Genomic DNA, 16,043 nt, shown 5'->3' with positions numbered 1-16,043 from the left:
ACTGAAGCCTTATGGCTACCACTTCACTTGACCTGGCCAAGGTCCGCAACATCGGGATCATGGCCCACATCGACGCGGGCAAGACGACCACCACCGAGCGGATCCTGTTCTACACCGGCGTGTCGTACAAGCTTGGCGAGACCCACGAGGGTTCCGCCACGATGGACTGGATGGAGCAGGAGCAGGAGCGTGGCATCACGATCACCTCTGCTGCGACGACCTGTCACTGGCCGCTCGAGGACAACGACTACACGATCAACATCATCGACACCCCGGGGCACGTCGACTTCACCGTAGAGGTGGAGCGTTCCCTGCGTGTGCTCGACGGTGCCGTGACCGTGTTCGACGGTGTCGCCGGTGTCGAACCGCAGTCCGAGACGGTGTGGCGTCAGGCCGACCGTTACGGCGTGCCGCGTATCTGCTTCGTCAACAAGCTGGACCGTACCGGCGCGGACTTCCACCGCTGCGTCGGCATGATCAAGGACCGCCTGGGTGCGCAGCCGCTGGTCATGCAGCTGCCGATCGGCGCCGAAGCCGACTTCAACGGTGTCGTGGACCTGGTCCGCATGAAGGCGCTCGTGTGGTCCGCCGAGGCCGCCAAGGGCGAGATGTACGACGTCGTCGACATCCCGGCCACGCACGTCGAGGCCGCCGAGGAGTGGCACGGCAAGCTGGTCGAGGCCGTCGCGGAGAACGACGAAGAGATCATGGAGCTGTACCTGGAGGGCCAGGAGCCCACCCAGGAGCAGCTGCACGCCGCGATCCGTCGCATCACCATCGCGTCCGGCAAGTCCACCGACACCACCATCACCCCGGTGTTCTGCGGCACCGCGTTCAAGAACAAGGGCGTTCAGCCCCTGCTCGACGCGGTCGTGCGCTACCTCCCGACCCCGCTCGACATCGAGGCCATCGAGGGCCACGACGTCAAGGACCCCGAGGTCGTGATCACGCGCAAGCCGTCCGTGGACGAGCCGCTGTCGGCCCTCGCGTTCAAGATCGCGAGTGACCCGCACCTCGGCAAGCTCACCTACGTCCGGGTCTACTCGGGCCGCCTGGTGTCCGGCACCGCCGTGCTGAACTCCGTCAAGGGCAAGAAGGAGCGCATCGGCAAGATCTACCGCATGCACGCCAACAAGCGTGAGGAGATCGAGTCGGTGACCGCCGGCGACATCGTCGCCGTCATGGGCCTGAAGCAGACCACCACCGGTGAGACGCTCTCCGACGACAAGCAGCCGGTGATCCTGGAGTCCATGGACTTCCCGGCGCCGGTCATCCAGGTCGCCATCGAGCCCAAGTCGAAGGGCGACCAGGAGAAGCTGGGCGTCGCGATCCAGCGCCTGGCCGAGGAGGACCCGTCCTTCCAGGTCCACTCGGACGAGGAGACCGGCCAGACCATCATCGGCGGTATGGGCGAGCTGCACCTCGAGGTGCTGGTCGACCGCATGCGCCGTGAGTTCAAGGTCGAGGCCAACGTCGGCAAGCCGCAGGTCGCCTACCGCGAGACGATCCGCAAGGCCGTCGAGCGCGTGGACTACACCCACAAGAAGCAGACCGGTGGTACCGGTCAGTTCGCCAAGGTGCAGATCGCGATCGAGCCCATCGAGGGCGGCGACGCCTCGTACGAGTTCGTGAACAAGGTGACCGGTGGCCGTGTGCCGAAGGAGTACATCCCTTCGGTGGACGCCGGTGCGCAGGAGGCCATGCAGTTCGGTATCCTCGCCGGCTACGAGATGACGGGCGTCCGCGTCACGCTTCTCGACGGTGGCTACCACGAGGTGGACTCCTCCGAGCTCGCGTTCAAGATCGCCGGTTCGCAGGCCTTCAAGGAGGCCGCGCGCAAGGCTTCGCCCGTGCTCCTCGAGCCGATGATGGCCGTCGAGGTCACCACGCCCGAGGACTACATGGGTGAGGTCATCGGCGACATCAACTCCCGCCGTGGCCAGATCCAGGCCATGGAGGAGCGGGCCGGTGCTCGCGTCGTGAAGGGCCTCGTGCCCCTTTCGGAGATGTTCGGCTACGTCGGGGACCTCCGCAGCAAGACGTCGGGTCGCGCAAGCTACTCGATGCAGTTCGACTCCTACGCCGAGGTTCCGCGGAACGTCGCCGAGGAGATCATCGCGAAGGCCAAGGGCGAGTAACGGACTCCGTTCACACGCTTTAGGCTTGACTCCGGAGCCTGCTTGGGGCATTCCATCGCAAACCGATGGAATGCCCCCGGCCCCGGGCTTTCCAGCAAAGATCACCTGGCGCCGATGAGTAAGGCGTACAGAACCACTCCACAGGAGGACCCCAGTGGCGAAGGCGAAGTTCGAGCGGACTAAGCCGCACGTCAACATCGGCACCATCGGTCACATCGACCACGGTAAGACGACCCTCACGGCCGCCATTACCAAGGTGCTGCACGACGCGTACCCGGACCTGAACGAGGCCTCGGCCTTCGACATGATCGACAAGGCGCCCGAAGAGCGCCAGCGTGGTATCACGATCTCGATCTCGCACGTCGAGTACCAGACCGAGCAGCGTCACTACGCCCACGTCGACTGCCCCGGTCACGCGGACTACATCAAGAACATGATCACGGGTGCCGCCCAGATGGACGGCGCCATCCTCGTGGTCGCCGCCACCGACGGCCCGATGCCGCAGACCAAGGAGCACGTGCTCCTGGCCCGCCAGGTCGGCGTTCCGTACATCGTCGTCGCCCTGAACAAGGCCGACATGGTGGACGACGAGGAGATCCTGGAGCTCGTCGAGCTCGAGGTCCGTGAGCTCCTCTCCGAGTACGAGTTCCCGGGCGACGACGTTCCCGTCGTCAAGGTCTCCGCTCTGAAGGCCCTCGAGGGCGACAAGGAGTGGGGCAACACCGTCCTCGAGCTGATGAAGGCCGTGGACGAGTCGATCCCCGCTCCCGAGCGTGACGTCGACAAGCCGTTCCTGATGCCGGTCGAGGACGTCTTCACGATCACCGGTCGCGGTACGGTCGTCACCGGCCGTATCGAGCGTGGCATCCTCAAGGTCAACGAGACCGTCGACATCATCGGCATCAAGACCGAGAAGACCACCACCACGGTCACCGGCATCGAGATGTTCCGCAAGCTGCTCGACGAGGGTCAGGCCGGTGAGAACGTCGGTCTGCTGCTCCGCGGCATCAAGCGCGAGGACGTCGAGCGCGGCCAGGTCATCATCAAGCCCGGTTCGGTCACCCCGCACACCGAGTTCGAGGCCCAGGCCTACATCCTGTCGAAGGACGAGGGTGGCCGTCACACCCCCTTCTTCAACAACTACCGTCCGCAGTTCTACTTCCGTACGACGGACGTGACCGGCGTCGTGACCCTCCCCGAGGGCACCGAGATGGTCATGCCGGGTGACAACACCGAGATGAAGGTGGAGCTCATCCAGCCGATCGCCATGGAAGAGGGCCTGAAGTTCGCCATCCGTGAGGGTGGCCGGACCGTGGGCGCCGGCCAGGTCACCAAGATCAACAAGTAAGCTCCGGCTGCTTGCTGATCCGACCTGGTAGCTCCACCGCGAGCACCTGAGAGGGCCCGCACGACTTCGGTCGTGCGGGCCCTTTCGTGTTGCAGGGGGCCGACGGTGTCAATCTCCATGTCCTGCCTGTCACTCGATCGCGGGAAGGGTTGGCATATGCGCTCCGTAGGGCGGGAGTCGGACCTGGTTTCGGATCATGCTCAGCTCATCCCATGAGGCCCTGCACCGGATCTTCCAGGAGGACCCGGGCCTCTTCGCCCGTGCCGTCAGAGGGCTCGGTGTTTCCTTTCCGCCGCCTGTTTCCGCTTCCCCGCTTCCCACCGACCTCACGGAGAACCGTCCGATGGAGCGACGGGTGGACACACTGCTGAGGATGGACACCGAGGACGGCGAGTTCATCCTGGCGGTCGAGTCCCAGGGAAAACGGGCCCCCGACAAGCCCGCGAGCTGGGCGTACTATCTCTCCCACCTGTACGCCAAGTACGGCATCCCCCCGGTCCTCCTCGTCGTCTGCGCGGACCGGTCGACCGCGGCCTGGGCGGCCCGGCAGGTGGACATCGGCCCGCCGCAGTGGCCCTCGCTCACCCTGCGTCCTCTGGTCCTGGGGCCGGACAGTCTGCCGGTGATCGCCAGCCCCGACGAGGCCGCTCGCGACATTCCGCTCACGGTCCTGTCGGCGGCTCTGCACCGCCGGGGTCCGGACGCCGATGCCATACTGAATGCGCTGGCAAGGCACTGAAGGGCTTGTCGGCCGACGACGAGGACACCGCGGGCACCTTCATCGAACTCACCGAACAAGGCCTCGGCAAGACGCCGGCCGCGGATCTCTGGAGGCACCTGATGGCTGTCGACCTCTCTTTCTTCCAGTCGGAGACTGCTCAGAGGCTTCGGGCGGAGGGCCGTGACGAGGGCCGGATCGAGGGCCGGGCGGAGGACATTCTGCGGCTGCTCGACGGCCGGGGCATCGAGGTGTCCGCGGAGGAGCGGGAGCGTATTGCCGGGTGCGGTGACCTGGACACGTTGGATGTCTGGTTCACCCGGGCGATCACGGCCACGTCGGCGGCGGAGGTCCTCGAGAGCGGCGAGACGGACTGAGCCGGTTCGGCGGTGCGGCAGCGATGCGCCGCCGGGACCCCCTGGAGCGGCTCGGCCCGCGTGAGCGGGAGGTGCTGGCCCTGATCGCAGAGGGCAGGTCCAACGGCGCCATCGCCCGTGAACTCGTCGTCTCCGAGGCGGCCTTGGGCAAGCACATCGGTGGCATCCTCACCAAGCTCGACCTGCCCCCGGCGACCGAGACGCACCGCAGGGTATGGGCGGTCCTGGCGTACCTGAGGGGCTGACGCGGCGCACCGTGAGCATCCGGCAACCGGCCCGTGGTGTCGGACTGTCCGCCCTCCTGCCGTTGCCTGGTGGACTGGGAACGGGCCCAGGCGGCCGTTGGATACGGGCGATCGCCGGGTTCGCGGTACGGCAGGAGCGACGGGTGGGCGATGCTCAGGAATTCAGAGGCAGCAGGGCCTGATCAGCCGCCGGTCCCAGATACGCGCCCTAGGTGGCCCGCGCGATCCCGACGGCGTCCAGGCGTTGTCTGAACCGCACTCGGAAGTGGAGGTTGGCCGCAAGGCATGGCCTGGCGTGCGATTTCCGAGTCGTATCCCCGGCTGCGGAGCCGGGCCGTCCGCGAGGAGACGGGCGAGGCGGGCACTGCGTGGCGTAGAGGACAGCAGCACGCTGAAGGGAGGCAAACGGCGGGTTGGTTGAGCCGTGATGCCGACGGTTTCCTGGTGCACGGCACCCAGAGTGACGACCTGGATTCATCGCTGTGCGTGATTTTCGAGGTGCATGCGGAAACTGCCGGTGATGTGTTCGATGCGTTCGGCGTTGTCGGCGCGGGTGCGGCGGGAACCGTGCACCGCGAGTACGCGAGACAGCGGTCCCAGCGCTGCCGTGCCTGCCTACGATCACATGCTGACCGGTGGAGCAGGGGGAACGAAGGGGGTTTGTGATGGCTGAGCTCGTGCAGCGGTTGCACCTGGAGGCGGATGTGGGGTATCACGCCTTTGCTCTGCAGGAGTCCGATGACGGTGACCTGCCGGTGCCGTTTCCGGATGACTACGAGCAGGGCGTGTTCATGAACGGGTTCCCGGGGCGCCTCGACTTCTACAGCGGTGGCCACACCCATACCGCCACGGTCATCGTAGAGGTGTGGGACGAGCAACCGCCTGCGCAGGACATTTCGGCCTGGGACGAGCAGGCCGAGGCCGAATTCGAGTCGGTCAGCGGAGAGGTCGCTGTCTGGTCGGGGAGTTCGGGGCGTACGGAGGAACTTTTCGCGCTCGGCTCTCCGGGACCGTGGCGAGTCCGGGCATACTGCGTGGGTCGTGCCGAGGCCGCTGCCCTGTCGGAGGGCGAGGGCGAGGGCGTAGGAGAAGGTGTCGAGACGTACCTCGTGCAGTTCTGGGCTGCCAAGCCGTGACCGCGAGGCGGGTGGGGGGCGGCCGGACGCCGTCCCCACCCGCCTGTGGGGTTGATCAGGAGCGGATCTTCACGATGAATCCGTCGTCCATGCCGTCGATGACGCGGTTCTTCGCGTAGAAGCTGAGCAGGATGGTGCCGCCCGCTCCGTTCTCCTTCGCCGGGATCGGCTTCACGGAGAAGTTGAACTTCTTCGCCTCCGAGTCGTGGTCCGCCTGTGCGGCGCCCTCGTAGGTGGTGGCGAAGGGGTACTCATCGCACTCCAGCGTGCCGCCCTGGGTGTAGTTGGCGCCCCAGTAGCGCTTGCACTGCTTGACCGCGGCCTTGCGGTTGTCGCTCTTGCGAGTCTTGTTCACCAGCCGGTGCAGCGGCTCCTTCGCGCTCTGACCGGGCACCTTCTTCGCCGACATGTACGGCTTGGTGTCCTGCGGGACGGTGAAGGCCGTCCTGATGTGCTGGGCCACGCCCCGCTCCTCAGCGCCCTGCTTGGCGCTGTAGGTGAGGGTCGGTACGTAGCTGAAGGTAGCCGCTCCCTTCTTGTCCGGCTTGCCGCCGCCAGTGGAGTTGGCCAGGTACGACGCGGCGTCCCAGCGCGGGGCGAGCATGAACAGCTTTCCGCCCAGATCGCCCGTGAGCTTCCACGGCGCGGGCGGGATGTAGCTGATGGCCGGCTCGTACACCGTGAAGATGAGGTCCGCGGAGCCCCTGCCCTGTCCGGGCTTGGCGGTCACGGTCTGCTTGAACGTGCGCAGCGCTTTGAGCTCGGTGAACGTCTTCGTTCCGGGCATGTCTCCGCCACGGGTGTAGTTCACGCTTGAGGGCCAGCTCTGCGGCATGCCGGCCTTTGTGGTGATCGGCATGGCCGCCGCGCCGGTGGTGCCGGCGGTGGCGAAATCGGTGAAGTGGTACTGGAAGGTGATGGTGCGGCTGTTCTTGGCGATGGTGCCGACCACCCGGACGTTGAACATGCTCGTGCCGACCGGCTGGTTGTTGCGCGTCCAGGTCTGCACGAAGGACGCTCCGTTGCAGACCGCGAAGCGGGACTTGACGTAGAACTTCTTGTCGCTGCCAAGGCCCTTCACGCACTCGTCGTACGTCATCGTCCGCGCGGGTTCCGGTGCCGTGGCCAGCGGGCCGAGCGCGGCGGTCTGCCGCGTGCCCGTGGTGCCGTCGGCAGGCGGTGAGCCGGACGGGCGCCGGGACAGCGGGGCGACGGAGGCCGCCGGGCCTGCTGTCTCCTGCGCCAGCCGGGCTTGCGGCTCGGTCGTCGTGGCCAGTCGGCGTAGACGCTTCATCCCCTGGCCGCTCCGCAGCTCCTCCAGTGACGGCTTCGGGGCGCCGGCGGGCAGTACATAGGACTCCACCCGTAGTTCCGCCGTGGAGCCCGTGCTCGCGGCGGACGGCGCGGCCATCGGCAGCAGGGTGGCTGCCGCCGTCACGGCGAGTATGCGTATGCCGGTACCTCTGAACCCTTCCTGGCGCATCTGATCGAACCCCCGGTTCTCTGGACGGTGCCGGGCCTGGTGCCCGGCACCGGGTCGAGAACAAGAGTTATCGAATGAATGATCGAAATAGGGGGCGGCGTACCCCAAGTGACTTGATGATGACGGCAGTTGGCTTGGATCGCAGGGTGGGGAAGGTCAGTCGCAAGGGGCGCGGCACTTCTCGAACGTGTGAATTGTGTGTTCAGCCCGCCTGAGGGGTTCATGTGGCGATCTGGCGTGAGTTGTGACGGGCCGGCCACGCATGGTGACTGTTCGTTGGTTGTCCGGTGCTGTCCGGGCGGGCGGAGCGGTTGGTACGGGTAGGGCGTCGCGGTACGGCGCGGGACGACGGAGAGGCGCGACATGTCGGTGGACGGCGAGGCGGTACGGGTCAGGAGTGAGGCGGACGAGCCGGGGTGGGAGGTGGACCCGGACGACGAGTGGGGCGTCGCGGTCATCACCACGGTGGGGCGGCAGTTGAAGCTGCGGCGCGAGGCGATGGGCATGCGGGTCGGCGAGTTCGGGGCGGTGGTCGGGTACGGGGACGGCCTGGTCCACAAGGTCGAGGGCGGCAAGCGAATTCCCCGGCAGGGGTATCTGGACAGGGCCGACGAGGTGTTGGGGGCGGGCGGGCTCATCTCGGCGGCCTGGGAGGACGTGAAGAAGGTCCGGTACCCGAAGAGCGTGCGGGCGCTGGCGGAGCTGGAGGCCAAGGCGGTCGAGCTTGGCGTGTACGTCGGGCTCAGCATCCACGGGTTGTTGCGGACACCGGAGCATGCGCGAGCCTTGTTCGAAGCATGGCAGCCGCCGTACTCGGAGGAGGGGGCGGAGAGCCTGTTTGCTGCTCGCATGGCCCGGAAGTCGATCTTCGAGCGGTCTCCTGCTCCGGCTCTCAGCTTCGTCCTGGAAGAGACGACGCTGCGTCGGCGCGTTGGGGGCACGATGGTGTGGCGACAGCAGCTCGAACACCTGCTGGAGGTGGGGCGGTTGCGTAATGTCACGTTGCAGGTGATGCCTACCGGCGCGGGGGCTCACCCCGGCTTGGACGGCAGAATCGAGGTGCTGAAGTTCACCGACGGCGCGGCGGCAGGGCGTTCCGACGGTGCTTTCAGCGGACGGCCGACTTTCGATCCGAAGCAGCTGCGGATCCTTGAGCTGCGGTATGGGACGATCCGGGCGCAGGCTCTCCCCCTCGGGAGTCGCTGGCCTTCATCGAGCAAGTGCTGGGAGAGACGTGATCCGCAAGGCTTCTGTCGGGGACGCCTCTGAACCGGCCTGGTTCAAGAGCGGCTACAGCAACGGCCCCGACGGGAACTCCTGCGTCGAGGTCGCGATAGCGCCCCGTGCCGTTCACGGCCGTGACTCCAAGAACACGGGAGGCCCCGGTTCGTGGTCACCCGTGATGCTTGGGCGAACTTCCTGACGTACGCCTCGGAAGCTGACCCTCACCCTCTCAACTCTTCGGCTTGATGTTCGCGTTGAGGTGGAAGAGGTTCGCGGGGTCGTACGTCGCCTTGACCGCCGAGAGGCGTTCGTAGTTCGTGCCGTAGCCCTCGCGCAGAAGTCGCTCGCCCTCCTCGAGGAAGCCGGGGAAGTTGAGGTAGACGCCTCCGGTGGAGAACGAGCTCAGATCGGCGAAGGTCTCGCGCACCCAGGCCATGTTCTCGGCCGAGTCGGCCTCCGCCTCCCAGTTCGCCTCGATTCCGAGCAGGTAGGGGGCGTCGCGGTTGGCGAAGGCGGTCTCCTCCTCGCCGACGCGGGCCATGGCGCCGCCCTGGTACCAGACGTCGATGGTGCTGCGGGGCGAAGGCGCCGCGGCGGCGCGCTCGGCGAGCCGCTCGATCAGTTCGTCGCCGAGTTCGGGCACGTTCACGGACTTCCAGTAGTAGTGCAGGCCGTCGGGGTAGTCCTCGTCCAGGATCGCCTGGACCTCGGAGTAGGGCATGGGGCCGCTGAGGTCGAAGAGCGGGTCGGCGATCTCCCGCAGCGGCTGCAGCAGCCGCTCGCCCTCCACCGGGTCGCCCGGGTACGGCGCGAGCAGGGCGGTGAAGTCCTTCCCGTGCACCTCGGGCGGGAAGGGCTCCGCCGCGGGGACCTTGCCGAGGACTCCGATCGGGGCGAAGTCGTCCGGCCGCCGGGACAGGTACTGCTCGCAGGCCCGCAGCACCTCCCCGGTGCGGTCCGCGGGGTAGAGCACGAAGCAGAGGAAGACCTCCGGCCCGAGGGGATGCAGGCGGTACTCGAACGAGGTGACGACGCCGAAGTTGCCGCCACCGCCCCGGACCGCCCAGAAGAGGTCCTGGTTCTGGCTCTCGTCGGCGACCAGGAGTCGCCCGTCCGCGGTGACCACCCGTACGGACAGGAGGTTGTCGCAGCTCAACCCGTGTTTGCGCCGGAGCCAGCCCATGCCCCCGGACAAGGTCAGGCCGGCCGTCCCGGTCTCCGTCACCACGCCCAGCGGAGTGGCGAGCCCATGACGCTGGGTCTCCCGGTCGATGTCCCCCAACGTGCAGCCGCCCTGCGCGACCACCCTGCGCCGCTCCGGGTCGACGTCGACCCCTCGCATCTCCGACAGGTCGATGACCAGACCACCGTCGCAGACCGCCTGACCGGCGACGCCGTGCCCGCCCCCGCGCACGGCGACGAGCATCTCGTTGTCGCGGGCGAAGTCGACCGCGGCGGCCACGTCCTCGTCGCCCGCGCACCGGACCACCAGTGCCGGACGCCTGTCGATCATGCCGTTCCAGAGCTGTCGGGCCGGTTCGTATTCGGCCTCCCCGGGCCGGACGATCCGGCCCCGCAACCCGGAGGCGAACGCGTCCACCAGGGAGTTCGGAACGTCCGCCTGCCCGCCGCGCCGCCCTTCCTCCCCCTTGACCGGCGTGCCGCTGCGGCCGTGACTCCCGTCCATGGGGACCACCTCCCGGCTTTCAGCATCACGCCTGGCGGGAAGAGGTGCCATCCGGGATCCCTGCGTACCGTGGGACTCGTTGCCGAGGGCGGTCGCCTCCGGTCGAGGGCCCGCCCCGCCCGGCCGGGTCGGCCGTCCCGCGCTGCGTACGAAGGGTCTCAAATAGCGGACAATCGTGCGAGGCCCTTGGCCTTCTGCTTAACACATGAGTAACACTGAAGGGTCGACTGCTGTATCGAAAATCCACGAGGCGGTCGCCGTCCTGCGCGAGGCAATGGCGCCGCGCGCCCATCACCGGGCCCGTTCCGGTGTCAGCCGCGCCAGAAAGGGACCCCGTGACTTCACGACCCGACTTCACCTCCTCGCTCGAGCAGCTGCGTACCGAGATCCTGCGCCGCAATCCGGCCGAACCCGAGTTCCACCAGGCCGCGCGCGAGGTGCTGGACACCCTCGGGCCGGTGCTCAGGGCGCGTCCGGAGTACGCGGAACCGGGACTCGTCGAGCGGCTCATCGAACCGGAGCGGCAGATCATCTTCCGGGTGCCGTGGCAGGACGACCAGGGATGCGTTCACGTCAACCGCGGATTCCGGATCGAATACAACAGCGCCCTCGGCCCCTACAAGGGCGGTCTGCGTTTCCACCCCTCGGTGAACCTCGGGATCATCAAGTTCCTGGGCTTCGAGCAGGTCTTCAAGAACGCGCTGACCGGGCTCGGCATCGGCGGCGGCAAGGGCGGCAGCGACTTCGACCCGCAGGGCCGCAGCGACGCGGAGGTCATGCGTTTCTGTCAGTCGTTCATGACGGAGCTGTACCGGCACATCGGTGAGTACACCGACGTGCCGGCGGGCGACATCGGTGTCGGCGCCCGCGAGATCGGCTACCTGTTCGGCCAGTACCGTCGGATCACCAACCGCTGGGAGGGCGGCGTCCTGACCGGCAAGCGCGCCGGCTGGGGCGGCTCGCTGATACGGCCGGAGGCGACCGGATACGGCAACGTGCTGTTCGCGGAGGCGATGCTGCACGAGCGCGGCGAGGAACTGGAGGGCCAGACCGCGGTCGTCTCCGGATCGGGAAACGTCGCGATCTACACCATCCAGAAGCTGACGGCCCTCGGCGCCAACCCGGTGACCTGCTCCGACTCCAGCGGCTACGTGGTCGACGAGAAGGGCATCGACCTGGAGCTGCTGTGCCAGATCAAGGAGGTCGAGCGCGGCCGGGTGAGCGCGTACGCCGAGCGGCGCGGCGCCTCCGCGCGGTTCGTGCCCGGCGGGCGGGTCTGGGAGGTCCCGGCCGACATCGCCCTGCCGTCGGCGACGCAGAACGAGCTGAACGCGGACGCCGCCGCCGTGCTCATCCGCAACGGCGTGAAGGCGGTGTCGGAGGGCGCGAACATGCCGACGACGCCGGACGCCGTGCAGCTCTTCCAGAAGGCCGGAGTCGCCTTCGGGCCCGGCAAGGCCGCGAACGCGGGCGGGGTCGCGGTCAGCGCGCTGGAGATGACGCAGAACGCGTCGCGCACGACGTGGAAGGCCGACCAGGTCGAGAACGAGCTGGCCCGCATCATGACCGACATCCACAACACGTGCGCCGAGACCGCCGAGCGTTACGGCGCCCCCGGCGACTACGTCGCAGGCGCGAACATCGCCGGCTTCGAGCGGGTCGCGGACGCGATCCTGGCGCAGGGCGTCATCTGACGGTTCCGGTCTCGAGCGGGGGGAGGGCCGAGGGTCCTCCCCCCGCTCGGCCTGAGGGGGAGTACCCCACATGGCCCTGGTGTGCGCCTCACGCGGCCGGGAAGACTGGGCCGCATGCAGAAGCTCTCCCTCGACGCCCTCGCCCGCGAGCACCTCGAACGCGCTGCCGCCGCCTCCACCGGCCGCAGCGCGAGCACGGTCTACGGCGGCCACGAGCACGTCCTGCGCCAGACCCTCCTCGCCCTGACCGCCGGCACCTCCCTCGCCGAGCACGACAGCCCCGGCGAGGCGACCCTGCTGGTCCTGAGCGGTCGTGTCCGCCTCACCAGCGGCGACACCTCGTGGGAGGGCCGGACCGGCGACCTGCTCACCATCCCACCGGCCCGCCACGGCCTGGAGGCGCTGGAGGACGCGGCGGTGATCCTCACGGTCGCCAAGAAGGACTGAGAAGCCCGCGGGGATCCGGAGTCCTGGTGAGTGAACGTCTGTGCCGACAAGCGGAGTTGGCGCTGCCGGACGCTCACCGGGTGAGCGCCTCGGGCCGAGGCCTTCCGGTCGGAGCGGTAGCCCGGTGGGCCGCGGCGGGCGGGCATGGGCGGGAGCGCGCGCCGACAGGCGGCGGCGCCGTGTTTGACGCCGGGCGTCCCCGGGGTATTGTCATCGGCCCGATTGGCCAGCCCCCGCTCTTTGTGGCAAACTAGCGGGGTTGCTCGGTCGAGTGCCGATGCTGCGCGCCTCCCGCCGGGGGGACCGGAAGCGAGTCCCACAGTACTCGTCGTCCCACGCATTGTGCCGAGAGGCGCAGGGGCGGACGTACGGGAATCTTCCGGGAAGCGTCAGCGGGGTGCAGACCAGGCGCCCGGTGGGCCTCTCGCCCCCATCCGCGGTTCCGGAAGGGTCCGCACTCCCCATACAGGGAAGTTCCGACAAGGGGCATCCATGTCAGCGGGAATGCGACACGCCCGACCGCGTGGGTCGGAGGGGAGGGCGGGAACACCGGGTTCCGGAGCGTTTACGAGAGACAGGACTACGAAGTAGCCATGGCGGGACAGAAGATCCGCATCCGGCTCAAGGCCTACGACCACGAGGTCATCGATTCCTCGGCGAAGAAGATCGTCGAGACGGTGACGCGTACTGGTGCGTCGGTCGCGGGCCCGGTGCCGCTGCCCACTGAGAAGAACGTGTACTGCGTCATCAAGTCGCCGCACAAGTACAAGGACTCGCGCGAGCACTTCGAGATGCGCACGCACAAGCGCCTCATCGACATCCTCGACCCGACTCCCAAGACCGTTGACTCTCTGATGCGACTCGACCTCCCGGCCGGTGTCGACATCGAGATCAAGCTCTGAGGGCCGGTGATCTGAGAGATGACCAAGCAGATCAAGGGCATCCTGGGCGAGAAGCTCGGCATGACGCAGGTGTGGGACGAGAGCAACCGCGTTGTTCCCGTCACCGTCGTCAAGGCCGGGCCCAACGTCGTCACCCAGGTCCGTACGAACGACGTCGACGGCTACGAGTCCGTGCAGATCGCCTTCGGTGAGATCGACCCGCGCAAGGTGAACAAGCCCCTCAAGGGCCACTTCGCGAAGGCCGACGTCACCCCCCGTCGCCACCTCGTCGAGCTCCGCACCGCGGACGCCTCCGAGTACACGCTGGGCCAGGAAGTCACCGCCGAGGTGTTCGAGGCCGGCGTGAAGGTCGACGTGACGGCGAAGAGCAAGGGCAAGGGCTTCGCCGGCGTCATGAAGCGCCACAACTTCAAGGGCAACAACTCCTCGCACGGTGCCAAGCGTGTGCACCGCATGCCCGGCTCCATCGGCGGTTGCGCCACCCCGGGTCGTGTGTTCAAGGGCCAGCGCATGGCGGGCCGCATGGGCAACGAGCGGGTCACCACCCAGAACCTGACCGTCCACGCCGTTGACGCGGAGAAGGGTCTGCTGCTCATCAAGGGCGCGGTTCCCGGTCCGAACGGCGGCCTCGTCCTGGTCCGCACCGCGGCCAAGGGGGCCTGAGGTAACGATGAGCACTGTTGACATCCTTTCGCCGGCAGGCGACAAGGCCGGTACCGTCGAGCTCCCCGCGGAGATCTTCGGCGTGGAGAAGGTCAGCATTCCGCTGATCCACCAGGTCGTCGTCGCCCAGCTGGCTGCTGCCCGCCAGGGCACGCACAAGACCAAGACCCGCGGTGAAGTCCGTGGTGGCGGCAGGAAGCCGTACCGCCAGAAGGGCACCGGCCGCGCCCGTCAGGGCTCGACCCGTGCGCCGCAGTTCGCCGGCGGTGGCGTCGTCCACGGCCCGCAGCCGCGCGACTACTCGCAGCGGACCCCGAAGAAGATGAAGGCCGCGGCCCTGCGCCACGCTCTCACCGACCGGGCCCGCCACGACCGCATTCACGTCGTCACCGGCGTGATCGAGGGCGAGACCCCCTCCACGAAGGCCGCCAAGACGCTGTTCGGCAAGATCTCGGAGCGCAAGAACCTGCTCCTGGTCGTCGACCGCGCCGACGAGGCCGCGTGGCTGTCCGCCCGCAACCTGCCCCAGGTGCACATCCTGGAGCCGGGCCAGCTGAACACGTACGACGTTCTCGTCTCGGACGACGTGGTCTTCACCAAGACCGCTTTCGAGTCCTTCGTCGCCGGCCCGAACAAGGCCAACGACAACGAAGGGAGCGAGGTCTGATGGCTGTCCGTCACCCCTCCGTCGCCTCCAAGGCGGCGAAGAAGGCCAAGGAAGCGCGCCTCAAGAAGGCACGCCGCCACGCCACCGAAGGCAAGAACACCGTCGTCACCCCGGCGAGCAAGGCGTTCACGGACCCCCGTGACGTCCTGATCAAGCCGGTCGTGTCGGAGAAGAGCTACGCGCTCATCGACGAGAACAAGTACACGTTCATCGTCGCTCCTGGCTCCAACAAGACGGAGATCAAGGAGGCCGTGCAGGCGGTCTTCTCGGTCAAGGTCACCGGCGTCAACACGATCAACCGCCAGGGCAAGCGCAAGCGCACGCGCACCGGCTTCGGCCAGCGCACGGGCACCAGGCGCGCGATCGTGACCCTCGCCGAGGGCGACCGTATCGACATCTTCGGCGGTCCGACCTCCTGACGGAGGTCGGAACGTCCAGATTTCGGAACAAACTTCCGAGGACTGAGAGACAATGGGTATCCGCAAGTACAAGCCGACGACCCCGGGCCGTCGTGGCTCCAGCGTCGCCGACTTCGTCGAGATCACGCGGTCCACGCCGGAGAAGTCGCTGGTCCGTCCCCTGCACAGCAAGGGCGGCCGTAACAATTCCGGTCGTGTGACCGTTCGTCACCAGGGTGGCGGACACAAGCGCGCCTACCGTGTGATCGACTTCCGTCGTCACGACAAGGACGGCGTGCCGGCGAAGGTCGCGCACATCGAGTACGACCCCAACCGCACCGCGCGCATCGCGCTCCTGCACTACGCGGACGGCGAGAAGCGCTACATCCTCGCGCCGCGTGGCCTGAGCCAGGGCGACCGCGTCGAGAACGGTCCCGGGGCCGACATCAAGCCGGGCAACAACCTCGCCCTGCGCAACATCCCGGTCGGTACGACGCTGCACGCCATCGAGCTGCGTCCCGGCGGCGGCGCCAAGTTCGCCCGCTCCGCCGGCGCCTCGGTGCAGCTGCTCGCGAAGGAGGGCCAGATGGCCCACCTGCGCATGCCGTCCGGTGAGATCCGCCTGGTCGACGTCCGCTGCCGCGGCACCATCGGCGAGGTCGGCAACGCCGAGCAGAGCAACATCAGCTGGGGCAAGGCCGGTCGTAAGCGCTGGCTGGGCGTCCGCCCGAGCGTGCGTGGTGTGGTCATGAACCCGGTGGACCACCCGCACGGTGGTGGTGAGGGCCGTACCTCCGGTGGTCGCCACCCGGTGTCCCCGTGGGGCCAGAAGGAAGGCCGTACCCGGGCGCCCAAGAAGGCGTCGAACAAGTACATCGTCCGCCGCCGCAAGACGAACAAGAAGCGCTAAGGACGG

General features: G+C 67.8%; 12 protein-coding genes and 4 pseudogenes. 14 read left to right on the top strand and 2 right to left on the bottom strand.

The features are described 5' to 3' along the window. Window positions 1–11 precede the first annotated feature (11 nt). From fusA to ACWEQO_RS06365, 5 genes and pseudogenes are all read left to right on the top strand, one after another. On the top strand, window positions 12–2,138 hold the full coding sequence (gene fusA / locus ACWEQO_RS06385) for an elongation factor G (RefSeq protein WP_361449872.1): 2,127 nt from the start codon (window positions 12–14) through the stop codon (window positions 2,136–2,138). A gap of 154 nt (window positions 2,139–2,292) precedes the next feature. Then, a complete protein-coding gene (tuf, locus tag ACWEQO_RS06380; protein WP_361449875.1) occupies window positions 2,293–3,486 on the top strand; it encodes an elongation factor Tu in 1,194 nt (397 codons plus the stop codon). Window positions 3,487–3,682: 196 nt separating this feature from the next. Next, a pseudogene (locus tag ACWEQO_RS06375) lies at window positions 3,683–4,581 on the top strand (hypothetical protein). Window positions 4,582–4,607: 26 nt separating this feature from the next. After that, a pseudogene (locus ACWEQO_RS06370) lies at window positions 4,608–4,826 on the top strand (response regulator transcription factor); the annotation flags it as partial. Window positions 4,827–5,491: 665 nt separating this feature from the next. After that, window positions 5,492–5,962: a hypothetical protein gene (locus ACWEQO_RS06365; RefSeq protein WP_452979519.1), complete on the top strand. Its 471-nt coding sequence runs from the start codon at window positions 5,492–5,494 to the stop codon at window positions 5,960–5,962. 55 nt (window positions 5,963–6,017) lie between these two features. On the opposite strand, the gene ACWEQO_RS06360 is transcribed toward ACWEQO_RS06365, so the two are convergent. After that, window positions 6,018–7,400 (bottom strand): NucA/NucB deoxyribonuclease domain-containing protein, encoded by a 1,383-nt coding sequence (locus ACWEQO_RS06360; protein WP_452979516.1) that lies wholly within the window; start codon window positions 7,398–7,400, stop codon window positions 6,018–6,020. A gap of 408 nt (window positions 7,401–7,808) precedes the next feature. On the opposite strand from ACWEQO_RS06360, the pseudogene ACWEQO_RS06355 reads away from it, so the two are divergent. Continuing rightward, window positions 7,809–8,683 (top strand): annotated as a pseudogene (locus tag ACWEQO_RS06355) (helix-turn-helix domain-containing protein). Beyond that, window positions 8,680–8,915, top strand: a pseudogene (locus ACWEQO_RS06350) (DUF397 domain-containing protein). The pseudogenes ACWEQO_RS06355 and ACWEQO_RS06350 overlap by 4 nt, the downstream one beginning before the upstream one ends. Here the strand turns inward: ACWEQO_RS06350 and ACWEQO_RS06345 are convergent. Continuing rightward, window positions 8,899–10,356 carry an FAD-binding oxidoreductase gene (locus ACWEQO_RS06345; protein ID WP_452979513.1) on the bottom strand — a complete coding sequence of 486 codons (1,458 nt, stop codon included), beginning with the start codon at window positions 10,354–10,356 and terminating at the stop codon, window positions 8,899–8,901. The pseudogene ACWEQO_RS06350 and the gene ACWEQO_RS06345 overlap by 17 nt on opposite strands. Before the next feature lie 335 nt (window positions 10,357–10,691). Between ACWEQO_RS06345 and gdhA the strand changes: the two genes are divergently transcribed. From gdhA to rplB, 7 genes are all read left to right on the top strand, one after another. Then, window positions 10,692–12,050: an NADP-specific glutamate dehydrogenase gene (gdhA, locus tag ACWEQO_RS06340; protein WP_361449893.1), complete on the top strand. Its 1,359-nt coding sequence runs from the start codon at window positions 10,692–10,694 to the stop codon at window positions 12,048–12,050. 114 nt (window positions 12,051–12,164) lie between these two features. Beyond that, window positions 12,165–12,497, top strand: coding sequence for a cupin domain-containing protein (locus ACWEQO_RS06335; RefSeq protein WP_361449896.1), 333 nt, complete (start codon window positions 12,165–12,167; stop codon window positions 12,495–12,497). A 593-nt stretch (window positions 12,498–13,090) separates the two neighbouring features. Then, on the top strand, window positions 13,091–13,399 hold the full coding sequence (gene rpsJ / locus ACWEQO_RS06330) for a 30S ribosomal protein S10 (protein WP_003948644.1): 309 nt from the start codon (window positions 13,091–13,093) through the stop codon (window positions 13,397–13,399). An 18-nt stretch (window positions 13,400–13,417) separates the two neighbouring features. Next, complete coding sequence (rplC, locus tag ACWEQO_RS06325; protein ID WP_202275736.1) at window positions 13,418–14,062, top strand: 50S ribosomal protein L3; 645 nt, start codon at window positions 13,418–13,420, stop codon at window positions 14,060–14,062. A 7-nt stretch (window positions 14,063–14,069) separates the two neighbouring features. Then, window positions 14,070–14,729, top strand: coding sequence for a 50S ribosomal protein L4 (gene rplD / locus ACWEQO_RS06320; RefSeq protein WP_361449899.1), 660 nt, complete (start codon window positions 14,070–14,072; stop codon window positions 14,727–14,729). After that, window positions 14,729–15,148 carry a 50S ribosomal protein L23 gene (gene rplW / locus ACWEQO_RS06315; RefSeq protein WP_361449902.1) on the top strand — a complete coding sequence of 140 codons (420 nt, stop codon included), beginning with the start codon at window positions 14,729–14,731 and terminating at the stop codon, window positions 15,146–15,148. Before rplD ends, rplW begins: the two co-directional genes overlap by 1 nt. A gap of 52 nt (window positions 15,149–15,200) precedes the next feature. Then, window positions 15,201–16,037, top strand: coding sequence for a 50S ribosomal protein L2 (gene rplB, locus ACWEQO_RS06310; protein WP_109381515.1), 837 nt, complete (start codon window positions 15,201–15,203; stop codon window positions 16,035–16,037). Window positions 16,038–16,043 lie beyond the last annotated feature (6 nt).

The sequence above is a fragment of the Streptomyces sp. NPDC004051 genome (genome assembly GCF_053604275.1).
The sequence above is the reverse complement of the archived record's forward strand: the minus strand, read 5'-3'. Positions and strand labels throughout refer to the sequence as shown.

What these genes read in the sequence shown, in the direction of transcription:
- fusA (WP_361449872.1), top strand. Translation starts at nt 12, where the DNA reads ATGGCTACCACTTCACTTGACCTGGCCAAGGTCCGCAACATCGGGATC.
- ACWEQO_RS06365 (WP_452979519.1), top strand. Translation starts at nt 5,492, where the DNA reads ATGGCTGAGCTCGTGCAGCGGTTGCACCTGGAGGCGGATGTGGGGTAT.
- ACWEQO_RS06345 (WP_452979513.1), bottom strand. Translation starts at nt 10,356, where the DNA reads ATGGACGGGAGTCACGGCCGCAGCGGCACGCCGGTCAAGGGGGAGGAA.
- ACWEQO_RS06335 (WP_361449896.1), top strand. Translation starts at nt 12,165, where the DNA reads ATGCAGAAGCTCTCCCTCGACGCCCTCGCCCGCGAGCACCTCGAACGC.
- rpsJ (WP_003948644.1), top strand. Translation starts at nt 13,091, where the DNA reads ATGGCGGGACAGAAGATCCGCATCCGGCTCAAGGCCTACGACCACGAG.
- rplC (WP_202275736.1), top strand. Translation starts at nt 13,418, where the DNA reads ATGACCAAGCAGATCAAGGGCATCCTGGGCGAGAAGCTCGGCATGACG.
- rplD (WP_361449899.1), top strand. Translation starts at nt 14,070, where the DNA reads ATGAGCACTGTTGACATCCTTTCGCCGGCAGGCGACAAGGCCGGTACC.
- rplW (WP_361449902.1), top strand. Translation starts at nt 14,729, where the DNA reads ATGGCTGTCCGTCACCCCTCCGTCGCCTCCAAGGCGGCGAAGAAGGCC.
- rplB (WP_109381515.1), top strand. Translation starts at nt 15,201, where the DNA reads ATGGGTATCCGCAAGTACAAGCCGACGACCCCGGGCCGTCGTGGCTCC.